The sequence below is a fragment of the Ponticaulis sp. genome (assembly GCF_029210165.1).
Taxonomy (GTDB): Bacteria; Pseudomonadota; Alphaproteobacteria; order Caulobacterales; family Hyphomonadaceae; genus Ponticaulis.
This window is the reverse complement of sequence record NZ_JARGNT010000001.1, coordinates 2,304,338-2,322,812: the sequence shown is the minus strand read 5'-3', so window position 1 is coordinate 2,322,812 and position 18,475 is coordinate 2,304,338. Positions and strand designations below refer to the sequence as shown.

Sequence of the window (18,475 nt, the reverse complement as noted above, 5' to 3'; positions counted from 1 at the left end):
TTCCCTTCCAGAAACGCGACAGAAAAACGAGGCCAATATGTCCAACCCGTTCGATCTTACAGGCAAAACTGCCATCGTTACCGGCGCAAATACCGGTCTTGGACAAGGCATGGCCGTAGCGCTGGCTGAAGCAGGCGCAGATGTCGCTCTGGTGGGCCGTTCGCGTCCTGAAGAGACCGTTGAGCTCGTCGAGAAAACGGGCCGCAAAGCTCATGTTATCATGGCTGATCTTGGCAGCATGGAACCGATTGAGCGCATTGTTTCGGAAACACGCGAAAACCTCGGCGAGATCGACATCCTCGTGAACAATGCGGGTATCATCAAACGTAATGATTCCATCGACTTCACCGAAAAAGACTGGGATGCGGTGATGGATATCAACCTCAAAACTCTGTTCTTCCTCAGTCAGGCTGTAGCGCGCTCCATGATCGCGGCAGAAAAAGGCGGCAAGATCATCAATATCGCGTCCATGCTCTCCTATCAGGGCGGCATCCGCGTTCCATCTTATACTGCTTCCAAGAGCGGCGTGATGGGCCTGACACGTATTCTCGCAAACGAGTGGGCTGCGCACGGCATCAACGTGAACGCGATTGCGCCGGGCTATTTCGCAACAAACAACACTGCAGCCCTTCAGGCTGACGAAAAACGCAACACCGAGATTCTTGGCCGCATTCCAGCAGGGCGTTGGGGCAAACCATCAGACCTTGGCGGCGCGGCCGTCTTCCTGTCATCTTCTGCATCAGACTATGTGCAGGGCATTACATTGCCAGTCGATGGCGGCTGGCTCGCCCGCTAAGAAGGATCTGATGCTGTCATGACAACGGATGTGCTGTGCTTTGGTGAGCTTTTGCTGCGCCTCTCTCCGCCAGGCAATGAGCGTTTTGGCCAATCCGGCACGCTGAACGTCCAGTTCGGCGGCGCTGAAGCCAATGTCGGCGTAAGCCTTGCCCGTTTCGGGCACTCCGTTGACATGATGAGCGCCATCCCGGAAGACAACGCGCTCGCCGACAGCGTACTCGCTGGGCTGCGCGCACAGGGCGTTGGCACATCGAACATTCTGACCCTTGCCGGTCGTATGGGCATGTATTTCTTGGAAACGGGAGCCGTACGCAGACCGTCGCGGATCATCTATGATCGTGCACATTCGGCGTTCGCAACATCCACTGCTGACGACTATGACTGGAGCAGCCTGCTTGAGGGCATGAAACTTGTCCATATTTCAGGCATAACACCTGCGACAGGCCCCGGCCCCGCTGAAGCGTCACAGCTTCTGGCGGCCAAATGCGCCGAGCGAGGCATTCAGCTGTCATTTGACGGCAATTACCGCGAGCTTCTCTGGAAGAGCTGGGACGGAAATGGTCCTGCCATTCTGAAAAACATTCTGAGCCACGCGACCATCGCCTTCATCAACGAGCGCGATATTGCTCTACTTCTCGGCACAGAACCCGAGACGCGCAAAGATGCGATTGCACGGGCTTTCGATACTTTCCCGAACCTGAAGATCATCGCCGCGACACAGCGGGCTCAGAGTTCGGTCTCGAACCAGTCTCTGATCGGCGAATACTACACCCGCGACGCGTTGTTCACCTCACGCGCTCATGAGCTTGAGGGCGTTGTGGACCGGATTGGTGGCGGCGACGCGTTTGCCGCCGGCGTTCTATACTGCCTGCTGAACAATGCAGACCCTCAATACACAATCGAATTTGCTATGGCGGCGGGCGCCATCAAACACTCCATCCCGGGCGACTTTAACCTGACAAATGTGCAGGAAGTCGAAGACGCCATGAATGAGTCAGGGCTGGACGTCCGCCGGTAATAAAAACCGGGAGGAACACATGAAACTGTCCAGACGTCTGGTGCTTGGTGCAGCAGCGGCAAGCCCGTTTGCCGCTGGTTTGGGTGCGTTCGCACAGGATGAGACATCCGTGCTCGCAGGCACTACAAGCGGTCAGCTGCGCGGTCTCAAATCTGATGGCATCAATATTTTCCGCGGTGTCCGCTATGGCGAAGACACAGCCCTTTCGCGCTTTGCCAAGCCAATACCGGCAGCCCGCAGATCCGACATCTCCGATGCGATCAATTACCGTGCGTCGTCACCACAACGTTCAAACCAGCCTGAAATCAACGAAGACTGCCTGTTCCTCAATGTCTGGACACCGGGCCTGAATGACGGCGCAAAACGTCCCATCCTGTTCTACATTCATGGTGGCGCCTATTCGAACGGGTCGGGTTCTGACGAGTTATATGACGGAACCCGCCTCGCCACGAAAGGCGGTGTGGTTGTCATCACCGTCAATCACCGCCTCAACGCTTTTGGCTATCTCTATCTCGATCGCCTTTATCCTGGTGCATTCCCTGATAGCGGCAATGCCGGTCAATGGGACCTTGTACTTGCCCTCAACTGGGTGAAGCAAAACGCAGAGACGTTCGGCGGCGATCCCGATCGCGTCATGGTGTTTGGCCAATCTGGCGGCGGCGCAAAAATCGCGACCATGATGGCCTCACCAGCCGCTGAAGGCCTGTTTCATTCCGCCGCGACGATGAGCGGCCAACAGGTTACCGCATGTGGTCCGCTCAATGGCACTGCGCGCGCAACACGCTTTCTCGAAACCATTGGGGCCGGCGCTGCTACGCCAGACGACCTGCGCACCATTCCAATGGAGCGCTTGATGGAAGGCCTCACAGCGCGCGATCCAATCAACGAGGCACACGGCCTCTATTTCGGACCGGTACTCGACTATCGCATGCTGTCGCGCCATCCGTTCTTCCCAGATGCGCCGGGCCAGTCTGCCCACATCCCGATGATCCTCGGCAATACAGCTGATGAAACCAAAGCTTTCCTCTGGCGTGATGAAGCCTTTGCGCTCACCTGGGAAACGCTACCTGACTGGCTGGAAATCCAGTTGCGCTGCGATATTCATCCGGGCCATGTGGTAGATAAATACCGCGAATGGTTCCCTGAACTCGACCCGACCGAGGTCATGTTCAAAGCAACCACAGCAGGCCGAAGCTGGCGTGGACAGGTGGAAGAATCAGACGCGCGAGCCCGACAAGGCGCACCAACATGGGTTTATCAGTTTGACCTGCCCGCAGCCGAGCGTGAGCGCGGTGCACCCCACACAATCGACATCGAGCATGCCTTCGACAATCTGGCACAGTCTGGTGCGATGTCAGGCACAGGCCCGACAGCGGCCCGTGTGGCAGACCAGTTATCAACCGCCCTCATCAATCTCGCACGCAATGGCGACCCGAACCATGCCGGTATCCCGCAATGGGATCAGCACACTCTGCCCAACCGCGAGACCATGGTCTTCGACGCGACGACACGGCTTGAGAACGACCCGCGCCAACGCGAGCGAGAGCTGTTCGCGACCGTGCCATTCATCCAGTGGGGAAGCTAATATGACACCGACTTTTAAAAGCTGCCTGACAGCTGCCAGCCTTTCACTTGTAGCAGCCTGCGCGACCGCGGCGACATACGAGGTTGTAATCACCGAAATTCCGGTCGATGCTCTTCCACCAAGCGTCCCGCAAGCTATTGCCGCGGAACGAGACGGTTTCACAATCGAAGAAGTGCTGCGCAAGGTTCGCGACGGTCGAACCTATTATGATGTCGAAGGCGAACTAGCAGATGGCAGCGAGCTCGAATTTGATATTCTGATGGGCGCAGACGGCTCAGCCGAAATCGTCGAAATTCAACGCGATCTCGAATGGGAAGACATTCCGCCAGAAGTCCGTGACGCGGCGCTTGTCGCATCGGACGGCGAACTCCCCGTCCGCATCATCGAAAGCGTGCAGACAGATGGCTCAGTGATTTATGAGCTCTTTGCAGAGGGCCAGCCCGCAGACCCGGCCTATGAAGTCCGGGTCCATGCGGGCGAAGTAGAAACGCTCTCAGAGCGCTGGATCCACTAAAGCTTATAGGCCGCCTTCGCCAGGTTATAGGACAGGTCCACGATCAGTTCGTGGGCTTCGTCCAGCTCCATGCGATGCTCGGCAACCAATCGCGCCAGGAATGCACAATCCACGCGGCGCGCAACGTCGTGACGGGCCGGAATAGACAGGAAGGCGCGCGTGTCATCATTGAAGCCTACTGTGTTGTAGAAACCGGCTGTCTCCGTCGTCATCTCACGGAAACGACGCATACCTTCAGGGCTGTCGTGGAACCACCAGGACGGACCAAGCTTCATCGCCGGATAATGGCCGGCAAGGGGTGCGAGCTCGCGTGAATAGCTTGTCTCATCAAGCGTAAATACGATGATTGAGAGGCGCGGATCATTGCCGAACTTATTGAGCAGCGGCTTGAGCGCCTGCACATATTCGGTTTGCGACGGCACATCAGCGCCCTTATCACGCCCATGGCTCTCGAACAGTGCCTGATTATGATTACGGAACGCACCCGGGTGTATTTGAAGCACAAGGCCGTCATCAAGGCTCATACGCGCCATTTCAGTCAGCATCTGTGCGCGGAAAAGCTCGGCATCTTCAGCCGTGAAATCGTCTGAAACAATCTTCAGGAAGAGATGCTCAGCGTCCGCATTAGAAAGATCTGCCGTACGCGCCGTGATATGCCCGTGATCCGAGGAGGTCGTGCCGATACGGATAAAGTCTTCGCGGCGTTTACGGTGCGCATTCAGATAGCCTTTCCAACTGAAGACATCCTCACCTGTCATCTCTCCGAACGCGATCATCGCGCCTTTGAACTGTTCATGCTCCGGGTCGATCACGGCATCAGGGCGATACGCCGAAATAACGCGTCCGCCCGTCCAGCCGGACGCCAGAATTGCTTCATGGTGCTCAAGGGAATCTGTCGGGCCCTCAGTCGTTGCGATCACTTCGATATTGAACCGCTCGAAGAGTGCGCGCGGCTTATATGCGTCCGACTTCAAAGCCGCATCAATCGTGTCGTAATAGCTATCCGCCGTGGAGGCATTGAGGCGCTCTTCCATGCCGAACACATTCGCAAACACATGGTCGAGCCACATACGCGATGGCGTGCCGCGGAAGAGGTGATAATTGCTGGCGAACAGGCGCCACGCCTCACGGGGATCATGCCCGGGCACACCTGCCTTGCTCGGCACGCCGAGATTATCAAGATTATGCCCCTGACTATAGAGCATGCGATAAATGTAATGGTCCGGCGCGAGGAAAAGCTCTGTCGGATTGCCGAAATTTTCGTTGCCTGAGAACCATGACGGGTCAGTGTGACCGTGCGGGCTAATGATCGGCAGGCCAGAGACTTCGGCATAGAGTTCGCGTGCAATTCCGCGTTGGACAGGATCCGACGAAAACAGTCGATCTTCGCTCAATTGCAGTTTTCCACCCTGTGTCATTGCTCCGGATTCTCCGTGTTTCATGGTCAGCCAGCGTCCTTTTTTAAATTCAGATTTTCCGCTCTTGCGTTTCTTATGACACCGGTTACCATAGATGAGAACAGAACAAAATAATTGCGACGAAATTTATCGTTCGCAGCATGTCATCGGGAATAGGAAGTTGTTAGTCGACAGTAGCAAAACCGAAGCGCTCCGCTCGGTCCTGCAGGTCTCACCGCAGGACAATGTTGCTGTATGCCTACGCGCCATGCAGGCGGGCGAGACCGTTCGCGTTGGCGAAAAGTCCTTTCAACTGATCTCGGACGTTCCAGCGTTTCATAAGTTTGCCGCGATACCGATCGCCAAAGGCGAGACGGTATTGCGTTTTGGCGAATCTATCGGCGTTGCCTCTAAGGCGATCGTTCCAGGCGAGCATGTTCACACACACAATGTCAGCTCCACTCTGAAAGGCGCCGAGACCTATACGATTGAAGCACAGAGTGCAAACGCGGCTAGTGCGAAACGCTCACGCACATTCCAGGGATACCGGCGAGTAGACGGACGTGTCGGCACGCGCAACGAAATCTGGATCATACCAACAGTCGGCTGCGTTGCCCGCACTGCTGAGCAGGCCGCTATTCGTGCCGCTGACCGCATTGATGGCCGCGCGGATGGCATAATCGCCCTGCCCCATCCTCATGGATGCTCTCAGCTAGGCGATGACCTGGACGGCACACGTAAAGTTCTGGCCTCACTGGCTATGCACCCGAATGTTGGCGGCCTAATTCTGCTGGCATTGGGATGCGAAACCAACCAGGTGGATGTGCTGGCGGCAGAGCTCGACGGTGTCCCGGAAAACAGGCTCCGCATCGTTCGCTCACAGTCTGTTCTTGACGAGATGGATGAGACACAGAACGCCATCGACGAGCTGCTCAACGTCATGTCCGAAGACCAACGCTCAAAGTGCGATCTCTCCGACCTTGTCATTGGTCTGAAATGCGGCGGGTCAGATGCTCTGTCCGGCTTGACAGCCAATCCTCTCCTTGGTGACATCACGGAAATCGTCACCAGCAACGATGGCCGCGCCATTCTCACCGAAATTCCAGAGATATTCGGCGCTGAACACCTCCTCATGCGTCGGACGTCGGATGAAAATGTGCGCGGCCGCATTGGCGCTCTGGTCAACGACTTCAAAGATTATTTCGTCCGCGCGGGCGAGCCGGTGAATGAGAACCCGTCTCCGGGCAACAAAGCTGGCGGCATCACAACGCTGGAAGAAAAATCGCTCGGCGCGGTTCAAAAGGCCGGCAAAGCCGAAGTCCGGGACGTCATCCTGTATGGCGAACGCAACAAAGCTAACGGCCTCACTCTGCTTGAAGCGCCAGGCAATGATGCCGTGTCCTGCACCGCTCTGGCGGCCGCTGGCGCAAACATCATTCTTTTCACCACAGGCCGCGGCACGCCGCTTGGCTTCCCTGTTCCGACACTGAAGATTTCTTCAAACTCAGAACTCGCCGCGCGCAAACCGCGATGGATCGACTTCGACGCCGGCCAAGTGCTTCGCTCGCCAGACCGTAGCGAAGCCGCAGAAGCGCTGCTCGATCTCATAATCGAAACAGCGAGCGGCAAAAAAGCCTGTCACGAGCTCAATCAGGAGCGCTCCATTGCCATCTGGAAACGGGGTGTAACGCTATGACGACCGATACCGCTCTGAAACCGCTCAGCGACGCGATGCTTGCGGAGATTGAAGCTACCCAGTGCACGCCGCCATCATACGACCGGTCTGGACTGCCAACGCGTGTGCTGCATATTGGCCCCGGCGCATTCTTTCGCGCGCACCAGATGGACTATTATAACCGTCTGAACGCCAACGAGCCGAAATGGGGCGTTACCTCAGTCGCGCTACGCTCCAAAGGAACGTCTGAAAAGCTCAACGCGCAAGACAGCCTCTACACGCTGATCAAACTCGACCGCGAAACCAGCTGCGAAATTATCGCCGCTCTTAAAGGCGTAAAATTCCGCGACGATGCCAGCGCCTTCGAGCCGTTCACGTCCGAAGACTTACAGCTCGTCACGCTGACCGTCACAGAAAAAGGCTACTGCCTGAATGGTGATGGTGAGCTGGACGAATCTCATACCGACATCCTGCACGATCTGAAGCAGTTCGATACGCCTGTAAGCGCGATTGGCTGGCTCACGAAGGGTCTCGCGCTGCGACGCGAAAGCGGTCATGGGAAACTGGTCGTGCTTTCCTGTGACAACCTTCCCGGCAATGGTGAGAAGCTTGAAGCGGCGGTTCTGCGATTTGCCGATCTGATCGATGCACCGCTTAGCAGCTGGATCCGCACAAATGTCGACTTCCCGTCCAGCATGGTCGACTCAATCACACCCGCAACAGACGACGCGCTTATCCAGCGTATTCAGACGGACTGTGGCTATAGCGATGCGTGGCCTATCCAGCGCGAAGCCTTCACATCATGGGTAATTGAGAACACCGGCGCATCGGTGATCAAAGAACTCGCCGATGCAGGCGTTCTGCTTACGCGCGATGTTTCCAGACACGAAAAGGCCAAGCTGTGGCTTTTGAATGGTGCGCACTCAACCCTCGCCTATCTTGGTCTGGCGTACGGGCACCAATCCGTCGCCGAGACGATGGAAAATGCGGAGCTGCGCTCCCTTGTTCGCGCCATGATGCGCGACGAGATCATGCCCGCCTTATCTCCACCAGATGGAATGGACCTTGAGGACTATATCGAGGATCTGCTTGAGCGGTTCGCGAACCCGGCCATCGTCCATAAGCTTTCGCAGATTGCATGGGATGGCTCGAAAAAGCTTCCGATACGGCTTCTGAACACCATTGAGACCAATCGCGCAGCTGGCCGCAGCATAGAAAAGCTCGGCTTCGGAGTCGCAGCGTGGATGCGCTTCATTGTGCGTATGTCCCGCGCCGAAGCGCACATCACCGATCCGCTCGCAGACCAGCTTCTGGCGCTCGGAAAAATCGCCAAAGACGAAAGCGACGATGTCGATGCATTCCTCGCGCTGGACGAGGTGTTCCACGACACACTTCGCAACGATGACGAGTTTGTAGCCGCCGTAAAGCGCGCCTACACTGACATCATAAAAACAGAACAAAAATCACTTCGGGGAGGCTCAGGAATTTAAATGACCCAAACGCCATCTCTAAACAGACGGCGCGTCCTGCAAGCGGGCGCAGCCGGACTGGCCGGGATGTCCCTTGGGGCGTGCGGACAAGCAGGCTCGAGGCCGCTTTTATCCTCTGACACGCACCCGTCAGACTATCCGACGGTTCAGGCCGTCCGCCATATGGGCGAAGTGCTGCGCGAGCAGACTGATGGTCGTCTGGACATCCGCATTTATGCAGGCGGCCAGCTTGGCTCAGAACGTGATACGCTCGAAATCACCAGTTTTGGTGGCCTCGACATGAACCGCGTGAACCTGGCGCCGCTGAATTCAATCGAGCCTATGACGGTTATTCCGTCCCTGCCCTTCCTGTTCAGCTCCACCGAGCATATGCGACAGAGCCTTGATGGCGCGCCCGGCGATGTGATCCTGAACTCGCTTGTGCCGCACAATCTGGTCGGCCTCTGTTTTTACGATTCAGGCGAGCGCAGCTTCTACAATACGCGCCAGGCGATCCGCACGCCGGACGACATGCGCGGCATGAAAATCCGGGTTCAGAACTCCGACCTGTATGTTGCGATGATCCGCGCGCTCGGCGCTGACGCGACGCCTATGCCACTTGGCGAGGTGTATCAGTCGCTCGTTCAAGGCGTGATTGATGGCGCCGAGAACAATTGGCCGTCTTATGAGTCCGGTCGCCACTTCGAAGCCGCGCCGTACTACAGCCTGACGCGCCACGTTATGGCACCGGAAATTCTGGTTATGTCGCTCAGCCGCTGGCGCAAACTGTCGGAAGCGGATCAGGAGTTGGTCGTCAACGCTGCCAAATCATCTGTTCCGTTCATGCGTGAGCTTTGGGACGCCCGTGTCGCGGGTGCGCGTGAGCGCCTCGTGGAGGCTGGCATTCAAGCCAATGAAGTCGACAATCTGTCTGACTTCCAGGGACTTATGGAGCCTGTCTGGGAGAACTTCATCGTGACGCCAGAGCAGGAAGAGCTCGTCAATCAGATCCAGAGCATAGGCTCTGAGCTGGGAGGCGCGTGATGAAGCACAATCTGGCTAAAGTCACCCATTTCGCGGCTGAGCTGCTTTTACGGATCGCCGCATTTGGTCTCGTTCTGATGACTGTGATCGTCGGCTGGCAGGTCTTCGGCCGTTACGTGCTGAACTCCAGCCCATCCTGGTCCGAGCAAGCCGCTCTTACGCTGATGATCTGGTATGTGCTGCTCGCAGCCGCTGCTGGTGTTCGCGAAGGCTTCCATATCCGTATCGTCGCGCTTGAAGAAGCCGTTGGCCCAAAGGCCAAACGCGGCATGCGCATGGTGCAGGATCTGATCGTCGCAGGTTGCGGTATCGCCATGACCATCTGGGGCGGAGAACTCGTTATCCGTACCTGGGAACATATTATTCCATCGCTCGGCCTACCTCGCGGCCTTGCATATCTCGCCCTGCCAATCAGCGGTGTTCTGATCGCGCTGTTCTCGCTCGAACGCATGCTGGAAGAGGCAGAAGGTGAAAACGTCGAGGATGAGGAGGATCCCCGATGGAGTTGATTATTCTACTCTCTGTACTCGTAATCTGTCTGGCGCTGGGCGTGCCGGTCGCGTTCTCTCTGCTGACCGCTTCAATCGCCTGTTTCCTCGCAATGGACATTCCGCTGGTTGTCGTATTCCAGCGTATGGCCGCAGGTGTGAGCGTCTTCACACTGATGGCGATTCCGTTCTTCATTTTCGCAGGCGATCTCATGTATCGCTCAGGCATAGCCGAACGGCTCGTCCATATCGCTGAGGCGGCGTTTGGCCGTGCACGCGGTGGTCTTGGCGCGGTGAATGTTGGTGCGTCCACTCTATTTGGCGCGGTATCAGGCTCTGCGATTGCATCGGCATCTGCCATGGGCGCGACCATGATGCCGCTCATGAAGGAAAAGGGCTATGACGCTGATTATTCAGTAAATGTTACTGTGACAGCGGCGATCGTCGGCCTGCTCATCCCGCCATCCCACAACATGATCATCTACTCGGCAGCATCCGGCATCGGTGTCTCGATTGGTGACCTGTTCCTTGCCGGCATCGTGCCCGGCGTACTGACGGCTATCCTGCTTATGGTTGTGTCATGGATCGTTGCCGTGAAGCGTGGCTATGCGGCAGGCAAGTTCCCGGGCTGGGCCGAATTCATGAAAGCGCTCGTATTTGCCATTCCAGGCCTGATGACCGCGATCATCATCATGGGCGGCATTCTCTCAGGCATTTTCACGGCGACAGAATCCTCTGCCATTGCCGTTATCTACACCATTATTATCGGCGCTTTCGTCTATCGCACCCTTGGCTGGGACCGCTTCTCTAAAGCTGCAATACAGTCCGTGAAGATCACGGCGATGGTTCTGATGATCATCGGCGCGGCAACCGCCTTTGGCTATGCACTCGCCATTCTGGAAGCGCCGACAAAGCTGGCGGAACTGATTACCAACATTACGAGCAATCCAATCCTCGTATTGCTTATCATCAACGTGATCCTGCTCTGTCTCGGCACGTTTATGGACATGTCGCCGCTCATCGTTATCACGACACCAATTCTACTGCCTGTCGTGATGGAAGTTGGCGTCGATCCTGTCCATTTCGGCATTATCATGATGCTGAACCTCGGCATTGGTCTGGTCACACCGCCTGTTGGCTCTGTCCTGTTCGTCGGCGCAGCGGTCGGCAAGATACCGGTAGAGTCGGCTGTTAAGACGATCTGGCCGTTCTACTGCGCCCTGATTGCGGCACTTCTGGTCATAACCTTTGTGCCTGCCATCTCGCTCACGCTTCCGGGGCTGTTCTAATGATGAAGACGGCGCTCACTCGTCGATCCATGATGCTTGGAACGGCAGCCATATCACTGGCTGCCTGCGCAACACCTGATGTGTCGTTTGCCGAGACGTCGGAACGGATCGACTTTGACCGCTTTGTCGTCGACATCACACGCCAGCCTGACGAAACCCTCAGTATCTGGCCAGAGCAGGCGCCAGGCCGCGACGCTGTCGACCTGACTGAACATATGGTGGAACGCCAGAACTCATTCGGCCTGCCGGACCGCGCAGCGTTGGACGTCACTGGGCCGACCTTGTCCTATTTCAGGTCGGAAAACTTCTCCGGCAATACCATCCTACTCATTCCGGGCGGCGGCTATCAGCACGTTGTCGTCGAAAAAGAAGGCTGGGAAGGCGCGCGTTATTTCAACCAGTTCGGCTATGACGTTTATGTCATGACCTATCGGCTGCCATTTCAGGGCTGGCCGTCTGGCGCAGACACGCCGCTTCAGGATGCCCAGCGTGCGATGCGTGTCCTGCGCAGCCATAATGCCAACACCCGTGGTTCAGAAACGAATATTCTGGCCATAGGCTTTTCTGCGGGCGGCCACCTCGCAGGCTCGCTGAACCAGCGTTTCGCGGACACAGTCTACGATCCTGTGGATGCTTTGGACGAACTCTCCGCCAAGCCTGATATCACGGCTCTGATCTACCCGGTCGCTCTGATGGGGTCTGAACACACCCATGCAGACTCTCAGAATAACCTGCTCGGCGACAACCCGACTGAAGACCAGCTTCGGGCCTATGACCTCACGCGAAATGTGAACCCTCAAAGCCCGCCAGTTTTCCTGCTCCACGCGCTGGATGACACCTCTGTGGTTATGGAAAATTCTATGGAATTGATGAACGCGTATCGCGACGAAGATGTGCCGGCAGTTCTGCATATTTTCGAACATGGCGGTCATGGCTTCGGCATGCGCGGCATTGAGAACACACCATTGGAAGAATGGCCCGGCCTCCTCATGCACTGGGCAGCAGAGAATGGTCTTTCGCCCACTCCCCGATAATTCTGTTTGAGAGATAAATTCAAATGGCTGATGTGAATGCACAAAAGCGCCAGCTTCGCGCTGCAGGCGTCGTTCCGGTCCTGACAATCGAACGCACTGAAGACGCCGTTCCTGTCGCAAAAGCTCTGGCAGATGGCGGCTTGCGAGTGCTCGAAGTCACTCTCAGAACGGCCTGTGCGCTGGACGCTATCAAAGAGATTGTCAATTCCGGCCTCGATGTTCTCGTCGGCGCAGGCACGATCACATGCGAATCAGATGTCGGCTCAGCGCTCAAATACGGCGCCCAGTTTCTGGTGACGCCAGCCACTCCTGCATTTCTGCTATCCGAACTTGCAGCTTTCCCCGGCCTCGTCGTCCCGGGTATAGCTACCCCTACAGAAGCCCTGTCTCTCTACGATCACGGGTTTGATGTGGTGAAATTCTTCCCAGCTGAGCCTTATGGCGGCGCTTCTACGCTCAAAGCATTGTCTGCGCCGCTTCCAAATATAAGCTTCATGCCAACAGGCGGTGTCTCATTCGAGAAGCTGCCATCCTATCTAAAACTGCCGAACGTTGCGGCAGCAGGTGGGTCCTGGCTTGCAACACCAGCAGATATTCAGGCCGGCAACTGGGCCCGAATTACAGAACTGGCTCAGGAAGCATCAGATCTCGTGAAATCGCTTCGACCGGGCTGACATCGACAACACAAATCTCAAGGCTCATCATCATGGAAAACGCTGACCTTCCCCTGAAAAAAGATGAGATCTATGAGCGTCTGAAATTCTATGCGCGCGATATCGAACGCGACCCGCAGACCAATTCTGTTTTCAGACTGGCTCAGGATTACTTTTTCGCCCTCTCTAAAGGCGAATTGAGCGCCGATGCGCTCAGCGCGCCCGTGCAGGACATTACCGACGAACTGTTCAGTGAACGCGCGGCCTTCATCGCGATGCAGCACGAGCTGCACCTTCCGGAATCTCCATGGGAGATGATCAACGAGAAGCTTTCACAGAAAGCCGCTGAAGGGCTCGACGCTTTCAAAGACTGCGTTGAAACACCCGTTGGCGGCATTGTCTTCACTGCCCACCCGACCTTCGCAAACCCGCTCAGCGAGCGTCAGCGTCTTGCAGAGCTCGCCGTGTCAGACGCAACGGAACATGCGGCCCCGGCGCAAACGGACGACACTCAGGGCATCACGCTCCAGCAAGAGCATGAAGAAGCCCAGAGTGCGATTGCCAATGCGCAAGCGTCTGTCAGCAGTTACCTGAAAGCGGTTCTGCAGACCGCCCGCACCTCCTATCCAAGTCAGTGGCGCAGCCTTCGTCCTGTCGCACCAACACTCGCTTCATGGGTCGGTTACGACCTTGATGGCCGAAGCGACATTCACTGGTGGACGAGCCTTGCCTATCGCCTGAAAGAAAAGTCCGAACAGATCGGCCGCTATGCAATCATTCTGAAAGGCATTGCTCAAAGCGCTAAAGATGCAGCTGCGATTGAAGCCCTGACTGCGGAGCTTGAAACCGCGCAGGTGCTCGCGGCAAAACAATCCGACCTCTTCTTCGGCGATCTGTCTAAGGCAGAGCTCATGGTCGAGGCAGCAAACACGCTGACCGAGAACGATGACAAAAATCTCGTCAGCATTTGCGCTTTGTCAGAACGTGTTGCAGCGCTTATGGACGGTGAAGACGACGACACGGCACTTCGCCTGCTTCAGCTGTCGCGCCAGATGGAAATCCTCGGTTTCGGTACCGCCCGCGTCCATCTTCGCATCAATGCTGCTCAAATCCAGTCAGTGATCCGGCGCGACCTTGGCTTCCTCACGGAAGACAATGATCTTGGTCAAGTCGCGCTCGACACGCTTGCAGACAAGCTACGTGCGACCGTTCCGGCAAAGATCAACTTCGGCGACCTGTTCCTGGAACAATCCACAGCCCGCCGCCAGTTCATGCTTTGCGCTCAAATCAGCAAACATATTGATGCTGACACCCCGATCCGCTTCCTCATCGCAGAGAGTGAGAACCCTGCGACAGTGCTGGGCGCCCTCTATCTTGCGCGCCAGTACGGCGTTGAGGCGCAACTGGATATCTCGCCTCTGTTCGAAACACCTGAGGCACTTGAAAATGGTGGCCGCTTCGTAGCGCGCCTTTTGAAAGTGCCGGAGTTTCAGGATTATGCCCGCACGCGCGGCCAGCTATCCATCCAGCTTGGCTTCTCGGACGCGGGTCGCTTTATCGGGCAAGTTGCTGCAGACATCGCAATCGAACGAATCCAGTCCCACATCGCTTCCGCGCTGGCTGAACAGATGCCGGGTATTGCACTTCTGTTCTTCAATACGCATGGCGAGTCCGCCGGGCGCGGTGCTTATCCGGGCGACTTCAAAGCCCGCCTGAACCACGTTCTTCCCGCACACACGCCGTCACTTTGTTCACGACTCGGCGTGCCGCTTCGCAATGAAGTCAGCTTTCAGGGCGGCGACGGATATATCCACTTTGCAAACCAGCCATTGTCGGATTCGGCCTATCTCGCTTTTGTACGCGAAGGTGTGTTCACGCAGGAGCATGACGACAGCGACCCTTTCTACCAACGCTCCAGCCTTGTCTGGGACTTCTATCGCGCGCTTCGTCTCTGGCACGAGACGCTGTTTGATGATCCCGACTATGCAGTCCTGTTGGGCGAATTCGCTGGCGGCTTCCTGCTCGACGCAGGATCGCGCCCGAAACGTCGCGCCAAAGGCCCTGCCGGCCCACGTTCGCTTCGCGCGATTTCTCACAATGCCACGCTTCAACAGCTGGGCGCCCTCGCCAACACGGCGTGTGGCATCGGCTCCGCGCTGGAACGAGACATTGATGAACTCGTCGAGCTGATTGACGATTCTCCGCGCTTGCGTGCCTTAGTTGATCTGGCGTTATTTGGCCGTGTCCGTACCTCCATACCTGCGCTGCGGTCGTATGCGGCGGTCTACTCTCCAAGCTTCTGGGTGGCGTGCACAAAGCGCAGCGGCGATGCAGACCGCAAAGCCGCACGAACCATGATGTACCGCCTGGTCCGGTCCCAACGTATTTCGGCCGCTATGAACCGCTGCGCCGACCATCTCTCGATTGACCTTGGCCGTTTCGACCAGCTGATCTCACGCCTGAAGAGCGCGCCATCGGTCTCCTATCGACACGAAGCGCGCCTGCCGATCCACGCGCTTCATGCAATGCGTCAGGGCGCCATGATGCGCGCCCTGGAGATTGCGGGCAGCCTGCCGACGATTTCGGAACGGCACGGGTTTGACATTGATGATGTACAGCATCTGATTGTTGAAATGCGTATCGAAGAAGCGGTTGGCTTACTGCGAAAGCTCTTCCCGAAATCAGCCCTCGATATCGTAGAGTTGTCTGATCTGAAGGAGCCTCGCGAAGAGCGCGGAGATCTGACGACCTCGGACTATACCGCACTTCACAAAGAATTCCTTGATCCACTCATGGATATTCAAAAACTGATCCATCAGATCAGCCGCGCAATCAGTCACGCACATCTCGCTTACGGGTAAAAGGGTGCTACCAACCACAACGGAAAACCGATGGGGTTGGTAGCGAGGGAGAATAAACTTCCAAACCGGGCATTGCCCTGTCGATTTTAACGCGCCGGTCTACCCTACAGACCGGCGCGACAAGGCTCCCGTCCGTATGACTGAACACGTTAAACACCATGAATTGCTAACCCTACAAAAACAGTCAGTCAATCTTGTTTCATTGGTGAGGTCGCCAAACAAAAAAGGGAGGACTTTCGCCCTCCCTTCTCAAGACATATGAAGACACGCTATTCGGCCGCCGCAGCAGGATCGAGGCGAGCTCGCTCCTGATGAGCCTGCCAGATGATGTTCTGACGAATAGCCGAAATGGCCTCTTCACCAATCACATCGCCAAAGCCAACCATGCCATTGCCCTCAAGAGCACCGTCACGGACGATCGACATGAAGGTCTCTTCGCGCTCCAGAGCTGCGGAATAGCGAAGATCAGGGATCACGCCGCCGCCATGGCAGGTGACGCAGAAACGACCATAATATTCACCACCCAGCGCAATCGTTGCCTCGTCTCCGGACAGTGCTGGCGGATCAAGAACACCTTCCGGTAGCGGATAAGCTTCAGGCATTTCCGCTTCGCCCTCCAGAGAGAAGACAAAGAGACGGCTGCGGTTTTCGACCAGTCCGGCATTAAGGCCGAACACACCGCCCCACCCTGCTAGGATAGCCACATACTGCGTGCCATCCTGCTCAAACGTCATTGGAGCCGCGATAGCGGCTGTCTGCAACGGATGCGACCAGAGCTGAGTGCCATCGGCCGCGTCGTAGGCGCGGAACTCGCCCGTCGCTGTGCCTTGGAAGACGAGACCGCCGCCTGTCGCCAGAAGGCCACCATTCCACATGATCGGATACTCAACGCGCCAGCGCTCTTCCTGCGCAATCGGATCCCACGCAACGAGTGACCCCATAGCGCGCGAACGTGGCTCAACGGGCTGATAGTCTTCAACGGTCGAAGTGGTTTCAAGTGTGCGACTGCCAGCTGCTGGTCGCTGCATGAGATCGTCGCCACTTCCGACAACAGCCCCGGTGCCCCGATTACCAATCGCGATGTTGAAGCTCGCATCAGCGAAGCCCCATTCATCCGGACTATCAAATGGCATAGGCAGGTTATGGACCGGAATATAGACCAGCTCCTCATCCTGACTGAACGCCATAGGATGCCAGTTATGGCCGCCGAACGGGCTTGGGAACACCAGCGCCGGTCCATCCAGATAACGCGCTGAAGGGTTCTCTACCGGACGCCCAGTCTCCGGATCGATCCCGAGAGCCCAGGTTACATTGGTATAGTTATTCGCTGTCAGAAACTCGCCCGTTTCACGATCCAGCACGTAGAAGAATCCGTTCTTCGGCGCCTGCATCAGGACATCGCGCATCTCGCCATCAATCTCGAGCTCAGCGAGCATGATGTGCTGGGTTGCGGTGAAATCCCATGTCTCACCCGGCGTAGTCTGGAAGTGCCACGCATACTCACCGGTGGACGCATGGATCGCGACAATCGAAGAGAGGTAGAGATTATCGCCGCCTTCAGGAGAGCGATATTGCTGGTTCCAGGGCGCGCCATTGCCAACACCGATATAGAGAAGGTCGAGGTCCGGATCGTAGGCCATGGAGTCCCAGACGGTGCCGCCACCGCCGACCTCCCACCAGTCGCCCGTCCATGTTTCGGCAGCGGCCTGCAGATATTCAGGCTGCTCACCAGCATCTGGATTATCCGGCACAGTGTAGAAGCGCCAGATTAGCTCACCGGTGTCCGCGTCATAGGCGGACATATAACCGCGAACACGGCCCATATCAGCGCCGCCATTACCGATCATAATCATGCCGTTCACGGCGCGCGGCGCACCTGTAATCGTATACGGTAACTCGTGATCAACGATTGTATCTGTCGTCCAGACTTCCTCACCGGTTTCACGATCCAGCGCGATGAGACGTCCATCCAGTGACCCGAAGTAAAGATGCTCACCCCACGCTGCAAGTCCCCGATTCACCACGTCACAACATGGCTTCACGCCTGTGCTTCCGGGAACTTCAGGGTCATATTCCCAGAGTAGCTCACCGGAAACCGCGTCATAAGCCTTCACAAGGCTCCATGCTGTGGTGATGTACATCTTGCCGTCAATGACCAGCGGCGTCGCTTCCTGACCACGCGCCGTGTCGAGGTCTGCGAACCATTCAAGCTGCAAATCGCCGACGGTTTCGCGGTTCACCTGATCCAGCGGGCTGTAACGCTGCTCCGCCCATGTGCGGCCATAAGAGAGCCATTCGCTGTTATTGCTGGCCGCATTTACGAGGTCATCAGTTCCGATCTGACGGGTCACCTGCGCATCAGGCGTATCAGCGCCGACCGGAGTTGCGGTATGTTCAGTCTGTGAACAGCCTTGAATTGCAAGACAAGCCATGGCCGCCACGCCGACAAACAAGTCGCGTTTTTCAATCATCAATTTCGTCCTCCCCGATTAATCCGCGCTTTATGGGACCAATCAATTCGTGTCGCCTTTTACCGGCGATCGTTGTTTTGCTTTTTTACGTTGTATAAATTGCGCGCGTTCGGCTCAAGCTTTTTGAACACGATTATAAAAACAGTATAATTTGACGGTTTTTTTGATCCCACCCTCTG

Annotated in this window: 14 protein-coding genes; 12 read left to right on the top strand and 2 right to left on the bottom strand. The window is 56.6% G+C overall.

Going from position 1 to position 18,475, the window contains the following annotated elements; translation table 11 throughout:
- Positions 1-37: 37 nt before the first annotated feature.
- The 4 genes from kduD to P1U45_RS11275 are packed head-to-tail and all read left to right on the top strand — an operon-like array spanning position 38 to position 3,915.
- Positions 38-796 (top strand): 2-dehydro-3-deoxy-D-gluconate 5-dehydrogenase KduD, encoded by a 759-nt coding sequence (gene kduD, locus P1U45_RS11290; RefSeq protein WP_301059162.1) that lies wholly within the window; start codon positions 38-40, stop codon positions 794-796.
- A gap of 18 nt (positions 797-814) precedes the next feature.
- Positions 815-1,816 (top strand): sugar kinase, encoded by a 1,002-nt coding sequence (locus P1U45_RS11285; protein WP_301059161.1) that lies wholly within the window; start codon positions 815-817, stop codon positions 1,814-1,816.
- A gap of 19 nt (positions 1,817-1,835) precedes the next feature.
- Positions 1,836-3,401, top strand: coding sequence for a carboxylesterase family protein (locus P1U45_RS11280; RefSeq protein WP_301059160.1), 1,566 nt, complete (start codon positions 1,836-1,838; stop codon positions 3,399-3,401).
- Between the two features lies 1 nt (position 3,402).
- Entirely contained in the window at positions 3,403-3,915 is a 513-nt protein-coding gene (locus P1U45_RS11275) for a hypothetical protein (protein WP_301059159.1), read from the top strand.
- Here P1U45_RS11275 and uxaC read toward each other — a convergent pair.
- On the bottom strand, positions 3,912-5,333 hold the full coding sequence (gene uxaC, locus P1U45_RS11270) for a glucuronate isomerase (RefSeq protein WP_301059158.1): 1,422 nt from the start codon (positions 5,331-5,333) through the stop codon (positions 3,912-3,914). The genes P1U45_RS11275 and uxaC overlap by 4 nt on opposite strands.
- 160 nt (positions 5,334-5,493) lie before the next feature.
- On the opposite strand from uxaC, the gene P1U45_RS11265 reads away from it, so the two are divergent.
- The 8 genes from P1U45_RS11265 to P1U45_RS11230 are packed head-to-tail and all read left to right on the top strand — an operon-like array spanning position 5,494 to position 15,825.
- The gene (locus P1U45_RS11265) at positions 5,494-7,008 is read left to right on the top strand and encodes an altronate dehydratase family protein (protein WP_301059157.1); all 1,515 of its coding nucleotides are present in this window, start codon (positions 5,494-5,496) and stop codon (positions 7,006-7,008) included.
- Complete coding sequence (locus P1U45_RS11260) at positions 7,005-8,477, top strand: mannitol dehydrogenase family protein (RefSeq protein ID WP_301059156.1); 1,473 nt, start codon at positions 7,005-7,007, stop codon at positions 8,475-8,477. The genes P1U45_RS11265 and P1U45_RS11260 overlap by 4 nt, the downstream gene beginning before the upstream one ends.
- Positions 8,478-9,500: a TRAP transporter substrate-binding protein gene (locus P1U45_RS11255; protein ID WP_301059155.1), complete on the top strand. Its 1,023-nt coding sequence runs from the start codon at positions 8,478-8,480 to the stop codon at positions 9,498-9,500.
- Positions 9,500-10,009, top strand: coding sequence for a TRAP transporter small permease (locus P1U45_RS11250; protein WP_301059154.1), 510 nt, complete (start codon positions 9,500-9,502; stop codon positions 10,007-10,009). Before P1U45_RS11255 ends, P1U45_RS11250 begins: the two co-directional genes overlap by 1 nt.
- On the top strand, positions 10,000-11,277 hold the full coding sequence (locus P1U45_RS11245) for a TRAP transporter large permease (RefSeq protein WP_022695095.1): 1,278 nt from the start codon (positions 10,000-10,002) through the stop codon (positions 11,275-11,277). Before P1U45_RS11250 ends, P1U45_RS11245 begins: the two co-directional genes overlap by 10 nt.
- On the top strand, positions 11,277-12,311 hold the full coding sequence (locus tag P1U45_RS11240; protein ID WP_301059153.1) for an alpha/beta hydrolase: 1,035 nt from the start codon (positions 11,277-11,279) through the stop codon (positions 12,309-12,311). Before P1U45_RS11245 ends, P1U45_RS11240 begins: the two co-directional genes overlap by 1 nt.
- Positions 12,312-12,334: 23 nt before the next feature.
- On the top strand, positions 12,335-12,985 hold the full coding sequence (eda, locus tag P1U45_RS11235; protein WP_301059152.1) for a bifunctional 4-hydroxy-2-oxoglutarate aldolase/2-dehydro-3-deoxy-phosphogluconate aldolase: 651 nt from the start codon (positions 12,335-12,337) through the stop codon (positions 12,983-12,985).
- Between the two features lie 32 nt (positions 12,986-13,017).
- Positions 13,018-15,825: a phosphoenolpyruvate carboxylase gene (locus P1U45_RS11230; protein ID WP_301059151.1), complete on the top strand. Its 2,808-nt coding sequence runs from the start codon at positions 13,018-13,020 to the stop codon at positions 15,823-15,825.
- Positions 15,826-16,094: 269 nt separating this feature from the next.
- Here the strand turns inward: P1U45_RS11230 and P1U45_RS11225 are convergent, their stop codons facing one another.
- Positions 16,095-18,296: a PQQ-dependent dehydrogenase, methanol/ethanol family gene (locus tag P1U45_RS11225; protein ID WP_301059150.1), complete on the bottom strand. Its 2,202-nt coding sequence runs from the start codon at positions 18,294-18,296 to the stop codon at positions 16,095-16,097.
- Positions 18,297-18,475 lie beyond the last annotated feature (179 nt).

Excerpts from the sequence above, each read along its gene's own strand:
- P1U45_RS11225 (WP_301059150.1), bottom strand. The coding sequence starts at position 18,296 with ATGATTGAAAAACGCGACTTGTTTGTCGGCGTGGCGGCCATGGCTTGT.
- uxaC (WP_301059158.1), bottom strand. The coding sequence starts at position 5,333 with ATGACACAGGGTGGAAAACTGCAATTGAGCGAAGATCGACTGTTTTCG.
- kduD (WP_301059162.1), top strand. The coding sequence starts at position 38 with ATGTCCAACCCGTTCGATCTTACAGGCAAAACTGCCATCGTTACCGGC.
- P1U45_RS11245 (WP_022695095.1), top strand. The coding sequence starts at position 10,000 with ATGGAGTTGATTATTCTACTCTCTGTACTCGTAATCTGTCTGGCGCTG.
- eda (WP_301059152.1), top strand. The coding sequence starts at position 12,335 with ATGGCTGATGTGAATGCACAAAAGCGCCAGCTTCGCGCTGCAGGCGTC.
- P1U45_RS11280 (WP_301059160.1), top strand. The coding sequence starts at position 1,836 with ATGAAACTGTCCAGACGTCTGGTGCTTGGTGCAGCAGCGGCAAGCCCG.
- P1U45_RS11230 (WP_301059151.1), top strand. The coding sequence starts at position 13,018 with ATGGAAAACGCTGACCTTCCCCTGAAAAAAGATGAGATCTATGAGCGT.
- P1U45_RS11260 (WP_301059156.1), top strand. The coding sequence starts at position 7,005 with ATGACGACCGATACCGCTCTGAAACCGCTCAGCGACGCGATGCTTGCG.
- P1U45_RS11240 (WP_301059153.1), top strand. The coding sequence starts at position 11,277 with ATGATGAAGACGGCGCTCACTCGTCGATCCATGATGCTTGGAACGGCA.
- P1U45_RS11250 (WP_301059154.1), top strand. The coding sequence starts at position 9,500 with ATGAAGCACAATCTGGCTAAAGTCACCCATTTCGCGGCTGAGCTGCTT.
- P1U45_RS11285 (WP_301059161.1), top strand. The coding sequence starts at position 815 with ATGACAACGGATGTGCTGTGCTTTGGTGAGCTTTTGCTGCGCCTCTCT.
- P1U45_RS11255 (WP_301059155.1), top strand. The coding sequence starts at position 8,478 with ATGACCCAAACGCCATCTCTAAACAGACGGCGCGTCCTGCAAGCGGGC.
- P1U45_RS11275 (WP_301059159.1), top strand. The coding sequence starts at position 3,403 with ATGACACCGACTTTTAAAAGCTGCCTGACAGCTGCCAGCCTTTCACTT.